13 protein-coding genes are annotated in these 12,423 nt (G+C 68.1%); 6 read left to right on the top strand and 7 right to left on the bottom strand.

Translation table 11 applies throughout. The features are described from left to right. The first annotated feature begins 574 nt into the window (after positions 1-574). The 4 genes from ABLE92_RS06590 to ABLE92_RS06575 all read left to right on the top strand — a co-directional run bounded on the left by ABLE92_RS06590 (position 575) and on the right by ABLE92_RS06575 (position 6,951). On the top strand, positions 575-2,062 hold the full coding sequence (locus ABLE92_RS06590; RefSeq protein ID WP_348803890.1) for a class I adenylate-forming enzyme family protein: 1,488 nt from the start codon (positions 575-577) through the stop codon (positions 2,060-2,062). A 202-nt stretch (positions 2,063-2,264) separates the two neighbouring features. Further along, positions 2,265-4,130 carry a DUF3556 domain-containing protein gene (locus tag ABLE92_RS06585; RefSeq protein ID WP_348803889.1) on the top strand — a complete coding sequence of 622 codons (1,866 nt, stop codon included), beginning with the start codon at positions 2,265-2,267 and terminating at the stop codon, positions 4,128-4,130. Then, positions 4,127-5,593 (top strand): phytoene desaturase family protein, encoded by a 1,467-nt coding sequence (locus tag ABLE92_RS06580; protein WP_348803888.1) that lies wholly within the window; start codon positions 4,127-4,129, stop codon positions 5,591-5,593. The genes ABLE92_RS06585 and ABLE92_RS06580 overlap by 4 nt, the downstream gene beginning before the upstream one ends. Beyond that, the gene (locus ABLE92_RS06575) at positions 5,590-6,951 is read left to right on the top strand and encodes a PucR family transcriptional regulator (protein ID WP_348803887.1); all 1,362 of its coding nucleotides are present in this window, start codon (positions 5,590-5,592) and stop codon (positions 6,949-6,951) included. The genes ABLE92_RS06580 and ABLE92_RS06575 overlap by 4 nt, the downstream gene beginning before the upstream one ends. Here the strand turns inward: ABLE92_RS06575 and ABLE92_RS06570 are convergent. Next, positions 6,898-7,230, bottom strand: coding sequence for a hypothetical protein (locus ABLE92_RS06570; protein ID WP_348803950.1), 333 nt, complete (start codon positions 7,228-7,230; stop codon positions 6,898-6,900). The two genes, ABLE92_RS06575 and ABLE92_RS06570, sit on opposite strands and share 54 nt — an antisense overlap. Before the next feature lie 85 nt (positions 7,231-7,315). Here ABLE92_RS06570 and ABLE92_RS06565 point away from each other — a divergent pair, with 85 nt between their 5' ends. Next, positions 7,316-8,575, top strand: a complete 1,260-nt coding sequence (locus ABLE92_RS06565; RefSeq protein ID WP_348803886.1) for an esterase/lipase family protein — start codon at positions 7,316-7,318, stop codon at positions 8,573-8,575. A 33-nt stretch (positions 8,576-8,608) separates the two neighbouring features. Here the strand turns inward: ABLE92_RS06565 and ABLE92_RS06560 are convergent, their stop codons facing one another. The 6 genes from ABLE92_RS06560 to ABLE92_RS06535 all read right to left on the bottom strand — a co-directional run bounded on the left by ABLE92_RS06560 (position 8,609) and on the right by ABLE92_RS06535 (position 11,787). After that, on the bottom strand, positions 8,609-8,965 hold the full coding sequence (locus tag ABLE92_RS06560; protein WP_348803884.1) for a hypothetical protein: 357 nt from the start codon (positions 8,963-8,965) through the stop codon (positions 8,609-8,611). Positions 8,966-9,004: 39 nt separating this feature from the next. Continuing rightward, positions 9,005-9,790 carry a VOC family protein gene (locus ABLE92_RS06555; RefSeq protein ID WP_348803883.1) on the bottom strand — a complete coding sequence of 262 codons (786 nt, stop codon included), beginning with the start codon at positions 9,788-9,790 and terminating at the stop codon, positions 9,005-9,007. 38 nt (positions 9,791-9,828) lie between these two features. After that, complete coding sequence (locus ABLE92_RS06550) at positions 9,829-10,134, bottom strand: hypothetical protein (RefSeq protein ID WP_348803881.1); 306 nt, start codon at positions 10,132-10,134, stop codon at positions 9,829-9,831. Positions 10,135-10,217: 83 nt separating this feature from the next. After that, positions 10,218-10,475, bottom strand: coding sequence for a DUF3263 domain-containing protein (locus ABLE92_RS06545; protein WP_348803880.1), 258 nt, complete (start codon positions 10,473-10,475; stop codon positions 10,218-10,220). Between the two features lie 218 nt (positions 10,476-10,693). Then, positions 10,694-11,524, bottom strand: coding sequence for an adenylate/guanylate cyclase domain-containing protein (locus tag ABLE92_RS06540; RefSeq protein WP_348803879.1), 831 nt, complete (start codon positions 11,522-11,524; stop codon positions 10,694-10,696). Further along, a complete protein-coding gene (locus tag ABLE92_RS06535) occupies positions 11,521-11,787 on the bottom strand; it encodes a hypothetical protein (protein WP_348803949.1) in 267 nt (88 codons plus the stop codon). The genes ABLE92_RS06540 and ABLE92_RS06535 overlap by 4 nt, the downstream gene beginning before the upstream one ends. A gap of 255 nt (positions 11,788-12,042) precedes the next feature. On the opposite strand from ABLE92_RS06535, the gene ABLE92_RS06530 reads away from it, so the two are divergent. Further along, on the top strand, positions 12,043-12,387 hold the full coding sequence (locus tag ABLE92_RS06530) for an RNA polymerase-binding protein RbpA (protein WP_348803878.1): 345 nt from the start codon (positions 12,043-12,045) through the stop codon (positions 12,385-12,387). Positions 12,388-12,423: the final 36 nt, after the last annotated feature.

The following is a 12,423-nucleotide window of genomic DNA, read 5'->3' as shown; positions in this document are numbered from 1 at the left end:
TGCTCAACGCGTTCGCCTCGACCTGGGACGACGGGATCTACCTGGGGTCGTTGCGTCAGTGGTACCGGGTCGCCAACACCATTGATCAAGACCAACGCCCGCGCAGTCCGCTGCGCCGTCACCCACCGCATAACACAACAAAATCGGGAACTGACTCACCACAGCTTGACACTCACCGGTCAACGCTGGGGAGAGCGCTGTCGACGCGGCCGGCGAAAAGAATTTCTCGCGGTGTGTAACGCCCGGGCGGGTGGCGCCGATGACATAGATAGCTCCGACCGAGAGTGCCAGACCCCCGACCCGGCACCCTCGGTCGGAGTTCTTTGTGTGCTCAGCCGTTGTGTGCTCAGCCGTTCTGGTGGGCGCCCTGCCGGGACGGTGGTGCCCGGACGTGGTTGTGATGCCGGTCGAGATCGACCGGGGAATGCCCACCGCGGAATACCCACCGCGGAATACCCTTTGTCCCCCGGGCACAATGCGGCCGGAAAAGTCTGGCTCCCGAGGCCGTACCAGATCACATTCTTCCTTCCTAGTGTCAGAGGTCACACCACCTCGCACGGAAGGCCACTGCGCAGTGATCAGCTCCTCCTACTTCTCCTGGGATCTCCTCGACCGCGGCGAGACGCCCTGCGTCCGCGACGATGCCGTCGAGTTGTCCTACCGCGGGTTCGCGGAGGCGGTGGACGCGGCCGCCTGCGCCCTGCACCGTCACGGGATACGCGCCGGCGACGTCGTCGCGACATTGCTCCCCAACCGCGTCGAATTGCTCGTCGTGCTGCAGGCGGCCTGGCGGCTGGGGGCCGTCGGGACACCGGTGAATCCCGCATTCACCGCCACCGAGGCCGAGTACCAGCTCACCGATGCGGCCGCGCGCGTCGTCGTTGTCGACGACACGACCGCGGCGACCCGGCCGGAGGTGGCCGGATGTGCGGTGATCGACGTGAACGATCTGAGCGGCACCGGATCGCTTCCCGCCGATCTCGGTGGACCGGACGACGACGCGGCCGACGTCGACGCCCTGCTCATCTACACGTCCGGATCGACCGGGCGGCCCAAGGGTGTCCGGCTCACGCATGCGAATCTGCGCCACATGGCCACGGCCATGGTCACGCTCCTGGATCTGCGATCCGACGATCACGCACTGCTGATCCTGCCGCTGTTCCATGTCAACGCGATCTGTGTCAGCTTCCTCGCGCCGATGCTGGCGGGCGGGCAACTGAGTATCACCGGAAAGTTCTCCGTCTCACGATTCTTCGACGACGTGGCACGTCTGCGTCCCACCTACTTCTCGGCGGTGCCGACGATCTACGCGCTGCTGGCGTCGCACCCTGATGTGGCGGAGAAGTCGCTGGGGTCACTGCGGTTCGCGATCTGCGGTGCCGCACCGATCTCCAAGGAACTGCTGGCCCGGGTCGAGTCCCTGTTCGGCATCCCGATCCTGGAGGGATACGGACTCACCGAGGGAACATGCGCCTCCGCGTGCAATCCCCGGTCCGGGGTCCGCAAACTCGGGACGGTCGGGCCGGCCGTCCCCGGCCAGCAGATCGCGATCGTCGACCCGGACGGCACCGACCTGCGGCCCGGCGAGGTGGGCGAGGTGGTCATCACGGGCCCGAATGTGATGCGCGGCTACCTGAATCGGCCGGAGGCCACCGCGGCGACGATCGTCGACGGGCGGCTGCACACCGGTGATGTCGGGAGCCTGGATGCCGACGGCTACCTGACCCTGGTCGACCGGATCAAGGACATGATCATCCGCGGCGGAGAGAACCTGTACCCCAAGGAGATCGAGAACGCGCTCGCCACCCACGGCGACGTCCTCGAATGCGCCGTCGTCGGTGCGCCCGATGAGGTCTACGGCGAAGTGCCCATCGCCTTCGTGGTGGCCTACCCGCACCGGGAGATCTCCGCCGACGATCTGGCCCACCATCTGGAGTCCCGGCTGACGGCCGTCAAACGACCGGCGGTCATCCACGTCGTCGAGGCACTCCCCCGAAATCCCGTGGGCAAGATCGACAAGCCGGGACTTCGCGCCGCCCTGTCCACCCCATCGCCCGCCTGACCCTACCTTCACAGCATTATTCGTGTCCGCGCCGTCTCACGGCGAGGGCTGCCCGGTTGTGTCGAGATGACGAGCGGTGCCGCCCACCCGCGGTGACCGAACCGATCACCGAACCCTCAACCCAACCCCGAAAACCAAAGCCCCCCAAACGAAACCCCCAAACCGAAACCCACTGTTCTACCGAACTCGAGGAGGAGTACCCATGGGATTCACCCAACCCGATTTCCCGCCGGTCGATCCGGACACCTTTCTGGACAGGCCCTTTCTGGATCGGCTCCGCGTCCTCGGTGCGCACTGGGCCGAATACGGCTTCGGCACACCGAAGATGGTGCACATGATCTATCTGATGAAGGTGGCGATCCTGTATGTCGTTGCCGGACTGTGCATTGCCACCTTCACCTCGGGCTACAACGTCCTCGACGTCGGGGCGTGGTGGGATCAGCTGATCGTGTATCAGAAGATCGTGTTGTGGACGGTGCTGATCGAGACGCTCGGCCTCGGTGGATCGTGGGGACCCCTGGCCGGTCACTTCAAGCCGATGACCGGCGGATTCCTGTTCTGGCTGCGACCGCAGACCATCCGGCTGCCACCGTGGCCGGGTAAGGTCCCGTTCACCCGGGGTGATGAGCGCACCGTTGTCGACGTCGCGATCTACGCCGTCATCCTCATCAATCTGGTTGTGGCGCTGGTTTTTCCGGGGATCTCGTCGGCCTCTTTGGATGCGCTGGTGGCCGACAACCACGGCCTGGTCAACCCGGCGGTCCTCTATCCGCTGATCGCCCTGTTCGTGGTGATCGGATTGCGCGACAAGGTGATCTTCATCGCCGCACGTTCCGAGCAGTACCTCCCCGCGATCGTGTTCTTCGCCGCCCTGCCGTACCTCGACATGATCCTGGCGCTCAAGCTGCTCATCGTCACCGTGTGGGTGGGAGCGGGCATCTCCAAACTCGGACACCACTTCTCGATGGTGATCCCGCCGATGATCTCGAATACGCCGTGGCTGCCGAGCAAGGCGATCAAACGTGCCCACTACCGCGACTTCCCGCACGACATGCGTCCGTCCCGGCTGGCCGGCGGCATCGGGCATGTGCTGGGCACCATCGTCGAGGTGGTCACTCCCCTGGTGCTGCTGTTCTCGACCAACAAGTGGCTCACCCTCGCCGCGGTGGTGCTGATGGTGTGCTTCCACCTGTTCATCTTCTCGACGTTCCCGCTCGCCGTGCCGCTGGAATGGAACATCCTGTTCGCCTACGCCGCGATCTTCCTGTTCTGGGGCCACCCGGCGTGGGATGGGTATGCGCTCACCGACACCACGATGCCGTGGGTGCTCGTCGCCGTCGCCGCCGCGCTGTGCTTCTTCCCGGTCCTGGGCAATCTGCGCCCCGATCTGGTCTCCTTCCTGCCGTCGATGCGGCAGTACGCCGGCAACTGGGCGTCGGCGACCTGGGCGTTCGCGCCGGGTGCCGAGGAGAAGCTGGATCAGTACGTCGTCCGGTCGTCGAAGAACACGCGCACCCAACTGCTGGCCTCCTATCCGCCGGAGGTGGCCGACGTGGTGATGCATCAGATGATGGCGTGGCGGTCGATGCACAGCCAGGGCCGTGCGCTCTACTCGCTGATGCTGCGCCACCTCGGTTCCGACATCGACACCTACACCCTGCGGGAGGCGGAGTTCTCCTGTAACTCGTTGGTGGCGTTCAACTTCGGCGACGGTCACCTGCACGACGAGAAGATGATCGCCGCGCTGCAGCGACGCTGCGATTTCGCCCCGGGCGAGTTCACCGTCGCCTGGATCGAGTCGCAGCCCATCCACCGCGGCACGCAGCGGTACAAGGTGATCGACGCCGCTCTCGGTGTCATCGAGACCGGCACGTACCGGGTGGCCGACGCCGTCGCCGAGCAACCGTGGCTCCCCAACGGGCCGATCGACATGCAGGTCGACTGGACGCTCGACGTTGACGCCCGGCGCGCCCTGACCGATCCTGACATCGTGGCCGAACCGAAGATGCGCTCCGGCTCCCCCGCCGGCCCGGCGCCCGATGTCCCCGCTGGGCAGGTGCAGCAGTGACGACTGCGGTCGTCGTCGGCGGCGGGCCCAACGGGCTCGCCGCCGCCCTGCACCTGGCCCGCAACGGCGTCGAGGTGACCGTTCTGGAGGCGGCGGACGAGGTCGGAGGGGGTGCGCGCTCCGGTGAGCTCACCGTGCCGGGCGTGATCCACGATCACTGCGCCGCCTTCCATCCGCTGGGAATGGGATCCCCGTTCTGGCAGTCGGTCGGACTCGAACGGTACGGCCTGTCCTGGTGCCTGCCACCCGTGGACTGCGCACACCCGCTCGACACCGGCGAGGCCGGGCTGCTCTACCGGTCCATCGACGAGACGGCACGGGCACTCGGCCGTGACGGCCGCCGGTGGCGGCTGGCCTTCGGCGATCTCGCCGCCGGATTCGACGACCTGGCTGCCGACCTGCTGCGCCCGATCGTGCATGTGCCGCGCCACCCGATCCGGTTGGCGGCCTTCGGCCCGCGGGCACTGCTCCCGGCGAGCGCCATGGCCAGGCTGTTTCGCACCGACACCGCACGGGCGTTGTTCGGTGGGATCGCCGCGCATGCCTTCACCCGACTCGACCGGCCGCTGACGGCGTCGCTGGGCATGATGATCGCGGCCAGCGGTCACCGCTACGGGTGGCCTGTCGCCCGTGGTGGTTCCGGTGCGATCACCGCGGCGGCCGCCGCGGCACTGGGCGCCCACGGCGGCAGGATCGAGACCGGTGTACCGGTGACGCGGTCGACCGACATCCCACCCGCCGACCTCGTGTTGCTCGATCTCTCTCCCGCGCAGGCGCTGGCACTCTACGGTGATCAGATGCCGTCGCGGGTGGCCACCTCGTTGAAGCGGTATCGCGTGGGTTCCTCGGCGTTCAAGGTCGACTACGCGATCGCCGGTGACATCCCGTGGCGCAACCCCGCGTGCGCCGATGCGGGCACCGTTCACCTCGGCGGCGACCTGACGGAGATCTGCCACACCGAGCGCCGGCGGGCGGCCGGAATCATGGTGCAGCGGCCGTTCGTGCTGCTGGGTCAGCAGTATGTCGCCGACCCGTCGCGCAGCCGGGACGGAGTCAACCCGATCTACGCCTACGCCCACGTGCCACGCGGCTTCGATGGCGACGCCACCGAGGCGGTGACCGCGCAGATCGAACGCTTCGCCCCGGGATTCCGCGACCGGATCATCGCCGTGCACAGCACCGGTACGGCCGAATTACACCGGCACAACCGGAATTTCGCGTTCGGCGACATCATCGGCGGTGCCAACGACGGTCTGCAGATGCTGTTCCGGCCCCGCGTGGCGGTCAATCCGTATGCGCTCGGGATCGACGGGGTGTACCTGTGCTCACAGTCCACCCCGCCCGGAGCGGGTGTGCACGGATTGTGCGGGTTTCACGCCGCGAGTTCGGCACTGGCCGAACTGCGGCGGCGGCCGACGCGCTCGGCGGGATCGAACGGTCGAGGACATCGGGTGTCGCGATGACCTACATTCCGGCCGACGCCGAGGAGGCCCGGTCCCGACTGGCCCGGGTTCCGGCGATGGCCACCACCGATCTGCTCGACGTGGTGGGCGTGCTCGCCGGCCGACTGCGTGAGCGGGAGGCCGAGATCGTCGCCGATCTCGCCGGGATGATGGCCCGGGAGATCGATCAACTCGACACCGACCCCAAGTTGGTGGAGATGCTCGAGGCGAGCGTGCACGGCAACGTGTCCACCATCATCCACGTCCTCGCCAACGACATTCCCGTCGATCATCTCCAACCCACCACGGCCGCAGTCGAATACGCCCGACGGCTGGCCCAGCGCGACGTGCCCTCCAATTCCCTGGTCCGGGCCTATCATCTGGGTCAGAACAGCGTGATGCTGCTGTGCTACTCGATCATCGAGGAGCTGGGTCTCGACGCGACCCAGGCGATGGCGGTGACCCGGCATGTGTCCGATGTGATGTTCGGGTACATCGACTGGATCACGCTGTTCGTGTTCGAGGCCTATGAGGACGAGCGACGTCGGTGGCTGGGCGCGGACGCGCATGTGGTGTCGGCCGCGATCCGCCGGGTCCTCGACCGCACCGACGTCGATCCGACGGCGTTCGAGACCGAGACACGGTATCGCCTCGACCGGACCCACCTCGGTGGGATCATGTGGACCGACGACGCGGACGCCCACACACTCGGCCGTCTCGACCGGGTGACCCGTGAGCTGGCCGCATGTCTGGGTTCCGACGGGCCCCCGCTGGTGATGGCCGTGGACCGCTCGACCATCTGGTTGTGGATCCCGCTGCGTGCACGCACGACGGTCATCGAGGAGTCGTTGTCGCCCTCGGTACTGCCCGAGGGGGTGCGGTTGGCCGTCGGGTTGCCCGGCCACGGTGTCGGGGGTTTCCGTCGTACCCACGAGCAGGCGTCGGCGGCATACTCGGTCGCGACCATGCCGGGAACGGCGGACCGCGCCGTCGTCGGCTTCGCCGATCGTGGTGTCGCCGTGGTGTCGCTGCTCGCGCAGGATCCGGACGGCACCCGCTCCTGGGTTCATGACGTGCTGGGATCGCTGGCCGAGGACACCCCGTCGGCGGCCGTGCTCCGCGACACGCTGTCGGTATACTTCGCGACCAAGGAAAGCCACCTGCACACCGCGACGCGACTCAATCTGCACCGCAACACGGTCAAGTACCGCGTCGGCAAGGCGCTGTCGGAGGTGGGTCCCGATCGCGACCGACTCGACCTCGCCCTCGCGTTGACCGCGTGTGACCTGCTCGGCCCGATGGTGCTGAATCCGGCAGCGGGCGGGTCAGGTCCGCGGGTTGCGCCGGCCCGTCACCCCGGGGTCGTCGGCGGGGCGTAGCGCCCACGACGGTACCCAGTGGGTCACCGTCTCCTCGCGGTCGCGGGCATGCAGCACGTAGGTCACCTTGCCGTACCACTCGCCCCACTCGGATCGTCCCCATTCGGTGAGCACGCCGGTGATCACCTTGCGGACCTGCAGACCGTCGGGGTGGTATGTGCCGCTGTGGTGCGGTGTCTGGGGATACAGGGCGTTGAGATCGATGAGGACGGCCCGGTGCCCCACCCGAACGAAGGCGGGCAGGTGGGGTCGACCGCTGTCCCCGCCGATGCGCGCCATACCCATGTATGGATCATATGTTCGAATCGAGATCGCGCCAGGCCGGAGGGTCGCCATTTGAGTGGACGAATGTACACTCAACCACATGATCGCCACGCCAACCGTCGACGAACCCGGCGAGGTCCGCGCCCTCGCCCGGCTCGGCCTGACCGAACTGTCGGCGGCCACGGTGGGCATCGCGCGAGTCCATCAGGCTGTGTCGTCGACGGTTTTCGGAGCGTTGCGTGCCGCCGCCGGGCGGCGCGTCGAGCCGATCCGAATGCTGCACGACACCGTGAGCGAGACGGTGTACACCTCGATCACCGGAGTCCTCGACTCCGCCCGGATCGTCGCCGACGCACTGCCGGAAACCGCTCGTCAGCCCAGCCGCACCGTGCGGGGAGCCGCGGTGATCGGCGTCCTCGACGGGCTGATCGGCGACGCCCTGGTCGACAACGAACCGGCGCTGGCGCCGGAGATGGCCGTCCGCGTCGACGGCGTCCCGGTGATCCTGTCGCCGTCGGCGCTGCGCGCGGCCTTTCCCGACGCGACCGGGCATCTCGTGGTGTTCCTGCACGGATTGATGGAGACCGAGCATGCGTGGCGGATGGGACACCGACCCTCCTACGGCAGTCGGATGGCCCTCGAGATCGGTGCGACCGAGATCCTGGTGCGCTACAACACCGGACGCGGCATCGCCGACAACGGCGCGTCGCTGGCCGAGTTGCTGACCGCGCTGACGCTGCAGTGGCCGGTCCCGGTGCGCCGGATCTCACTGATCGGGCACTCGATGGGCGGTCTGGTGATCCGCAGCGCATGCCACATCGGCGCCGTCGGCGACCCGGCCCGGCGGGCACCGTGGATCCCGCTGGTGACCGAAACGGTCAGCCTCGGCTCGCCGCATCTCGGGGCGCCTCTGGCGCGGGGTGTGCACGCGGCGTCCTCGGCCCTGCGGGCACTCAGCGTGACCCGACCGTTCGGCGAGTTGCTGCGTCGGCGCAGTGCGGGTGTCCGGGATCTCTTCCACGGCACGGTGATCGCCGACGCGAATGCCGACGCCGACGATCCGGACGGCTTCTGGCAGGCACCCGGCGCCGACGTCGCTCTGCTCGCCTCGGCGCGGCACCTGTTCGTCACGGCGTCGTTGTTCGACGATCCGGACCATCTGCTGGGCCGCTACCTCGGTGACGGTCTGGTGCTCACGCCGAGCGGCCGCGGATTCCACCGGTCCCGGCACATCGGGTTCCGCGCCGAGCACGGCATGCACATCGGTCACGCCCACCACTTCACGCTGCTCAACAGTGAGCTGATCTACCCCTGGCTGCGCGACGCCCTGCGGCCGCTGCCGGCGCTGACGGCGGGATGATCCGACACCGGTATCCCGCCGTGGTGAGCCCGGCTACTGTGCCGGATCCAGGACGACGCGGACGGTGACGCGGCCCTGCTCATCACGGCGCGCGGTGCCGTGACCAGGCCGATCGACGCCGTCGAGTGCGAGGCTCAACGGTGATCCCGCGCCGGTGAAGTTGCGCCACCAGGTCTTCTCATCGGCCATGGCAACACCGATCATCACCTCGTCGGGAGATCCCGGCCGTCGCCGATAGGCGACGGGAAATCGCACGGTGGTCCCCGACCTGCGGCCCGTGTAGGTCACGACGGTCATCGAGCCGGCCAGGACGCCGCCGATCACCGGTAGCCCCAACAACGGGATCACCGCCCGGTTCGCGGCGGCTGCGATGGTGTGGAACGCGCTCACTGATGAGTTCTCCTTGTCGCGGGATGTGTGATCGGGCGGTCACGGCCGGGGCCCGATGATGACGGTCCGGGTGGCCAGGGCGTCATCGGCGACCGTGGCGATCAGGGTTCCGGGTTTGCGGCCGTCGCGGATCTCCGACACCCCGACCCCGGCCGAGATCAGCCGGTGCCGGGCGGCATGCACGTCGGGGCTGCGCCACGCGACGCCCCAGAGCGCCACCGGAGCGTCCTCGGGCGCGGTCAGCGGAGCGCCCCCGGGCGCGGTCACCGACTCGTCGTCGGGGTCCTCATCGGGAACCACCACCTCGATCACCAGGTCGGCGACCCGGAAGAACAATTGACGGACGCCGGCGACGACGCGGCGGTCGAGGCGGAAATCGAATCCCAGCGTTGCGCCGAACAAGGCCACCGCACGGTCCCGTCCGACGCAGGTGAACACGAGGTGATCGATCCCGGTGATGTCGCCGGGGTCGGTGTTCTCCGGGGCGGTGTCGGGCGGCGCGGTGTTGGGCGGCCCGTCGCCCGTACCGATCACGCCGAGGGGAAACGCGTCGGCATACCACTCGCCCGATGCGTGCGGGGCCGGGCTGAACGCGAGCCCGCGGCGCTGCAGCAGACGCACCCGGGCATCCGGGTCGTCGGCGGTGACGAGGACACGATGGACGTCATCGATATCCGTGTGCTGCAAACGAATTCGGGCATTGCCCACGCACAGGTCGGTGGTCGGCGTGGCCAGGTTCACCAGGCGGGCGTAGGTGAGCGCGGACCGTTGCACGTCCCCGACCACCAGATCCACCACGACCGCCGGCGCGTCGGGCTCGGTCACCTCACCTCACCTCTCCCGGATTCCTCACCGCTCGCCGCTCACCGCGCGCGGGTCCCACGGCGTCGGCCGGAGCGCGGCGGCTCGTCGCGCGGAGGACTGCTGGTGATGTGCCAGGCGCCGCAGGCGCAGCGATAGCACCGTAGCGTCGGCGAGCGGCGACCCGACTCGGTGATGCGGTCGATACCCTCCCGGGCGGCCCGTTCCGACCGGAACGCATCCTTGTCCGGGGTCGGACACGGCGGGCGCGGTCGCGCCACTCGTCGTCGGCGTGGCGGAGTGAGATCGGTGCGCGCCTCGACCCGGCGATAGAACTCCTCGAGATCGTCGTCGGAGAAACCAGGCATCGGATATCAGTGTGCACCGGGATCCCGGAGTCCGCGCCATCGGTCGATCATGGCCGTGGACTCAGGTCCGGTACTGCGCTGTCTCAGCGAGCCATCCACAGGCGGCGACGGATCACCTCACGCATGCGCCGCAGCTCGGAGGTGCTCAACTGGGCCGGCGGGGCCGCATCGACCAGGCGGTTGACCTCGGAGAAGAAGTCGCGATCCGACAGCCCGAACTGCTCGCTGATCTCGCGCGACGATCCGCCGCCCAGCGAGTACCAGCTGGTCTCGAAGTCGACCATCTTCTGTTGTTTGTCGGTGCTCATCGTCATGGTGCCGCCCAGCCCTGGAAGTGTCATGAACCGCACTCGAGCCACGATGGCCGTTGCTTGGCCACGTGTGGGTCGGTGTGCGCGTTGACGTCATTTGTACACCGCCACGGTGACGCTGCACAGTCATTTGCGCACCGACGAGGTTAACGTGTCCGCACCCGGAATCCGGTGAACGAGACACCGTGTCGCACTGGACAATCCGTAGGCGGGTGTCGAGGTCCGGTCGATGTCCGGACCGGGCGTGCTCAGCCGTCGTAGCGCGGCACGACCGAGACCACCGTCAGTTCCCGCGGAACGCCCTTGGCCTTGAACCGGCGTCGACGCCGCACCGAGTACCGCGCGGGATCGACGAGTGCGAGCGTCGCATCGCTGATCAACAGTTCCCCGGCGCCGGCCGCGGCGGCCACCCGCGCGGCGATGTTGACGTCCACGCCGAGGAAATCGTCGCCGACCGCCCGCGGATTACCGGTGTGCAGACCGGCCCGCAACTGCGGCCGGTATCCGTCGACGGTGAGCGCGGACACCGCCCCGATCACCTCATGGGCGGCCGCGATGGCGTCGTCGGGATCGGCGAAGATCGCCATCACACCGTCGCCGAGGTTCTTCACGATGCGCCCGCCGCGACGGCCGATGACCTCGTCGGTGGCCGTGTTGACCGCGGCGAGCAGGCGCAGCACCTCGTCGTCTCCCGCGGCCAGTGCCCAGGTGGAGAATGCGACGAGATCGGTGAACAGGATGGTGGCGGTGACCGGACCATCGGAGGTGCGTCGGCGTCGGGTCAACGACTGCCAGGCCTGCACCGCGGTCAGACCGAGTTCGCGGGAGGCGCTGGGCTGCTCGGGACGCGACTGACCGATGAGACGGGCCACCCGGTCGGAGGTCCGCGCCGTCGAGATCGTCGGCGCGGCGTCGGGCAACAGGCTGCGCAGCGCGCGGATCGTGCGGACCGCGGTCGGGTTGGCGTCGGTGCGGGCGAGCAGATCCGCGGCACGCCGCGTGGGTGGACGGGCCGGCGCGTCGGAATCCGGGCCGGAATCCGGGCCGGAATCCCGGTGTTGCGGTGCGGGGTCGCTCACCGCAGCCGTTCCGCGTCGCGGGCCAGTTCCAGCAGACCCTCGGCGAGCCCGGAGAGTGTGTCGGAATCGGCCGCCTCGGCCACCGCGGTCGCCAGATCCTCGGCGGCACACCGCAGGGCGAACATGCGATCGCCGAAATCGGCGACGTCGAGCGGGGTGAGGATCACCGCATCGTCGGGGATGGAAGTTCCGGCCACCAGGGCGCGTTGTTCATAGGCGCGTTGACGGCATGAACGTTTGCAGTACTTGCGGCGACGTCCCATGTCGGAATCGGCCACCGCCGAACCGCACCATGCGCAGGCATAGGTCCGCCGGGACCGGGTCGCATCCACGGGTCAGACCGTACCCGATCGGTCCCACCTCGGACACGATCTGTGGCGGGCGCCGGTGTCGGCCGGGGCCGACATGAGTTGTGGTTGATCTGTACAGCCACCGAGAAGAGTAGAATGGATCTGTTCAGCTGGTTGTGGTCGGCTCATTCCGGCCAGGACGCGAAGCCGAGAGGAAAGCAGTAGGAAATGGCAGATCGAGTACTTCGGGGTAGCCGCCTCGGTGCGGTGAGCTACGAAACCGATCGTGATCACGATCTTGCGCCGCGGCGTATCGTTCAGTACCGCACCGACAACGGTGAGATCTTTGACGTCCCCTTCGCCGACGACGCCGAGGTGCCGTCGAAGTGGCCGTGCAAGAACGGTATGGAGGGCACCATCCTCGAGGGCGCCGAGCCCGAGGAGAAGAAGGCCAAGCCGCCGCGTACGCACTGGGACATGCTGCTCGAACGGCGCAGCGAGGAGGAGCTCGAGGTGCTTCTCAATGAGCGTCTGGAGCTGCTCAAGCAGCGTCGTCGCGGTGTGACCAACTGACGGTGTGAGTCACTGACAGCGTGATCACTGACAGCG

Origin of the sequence: Gordonia oleivorans (assembly GCF_040044975.1) — a bacterium.
In the GTDB taxonomy this organism is placed as follows: domain Bacteria; phylum Actinomycetota; class Actinomycetes; order Mycobacteriales; family Mycobacteriaceae; genus Gordonia; species Gordonia oleivorans.
Note: the sequence above shows the minus strand (reverse complement) of the source record. Positions and strands in the feature narration are given on the sequence as shown.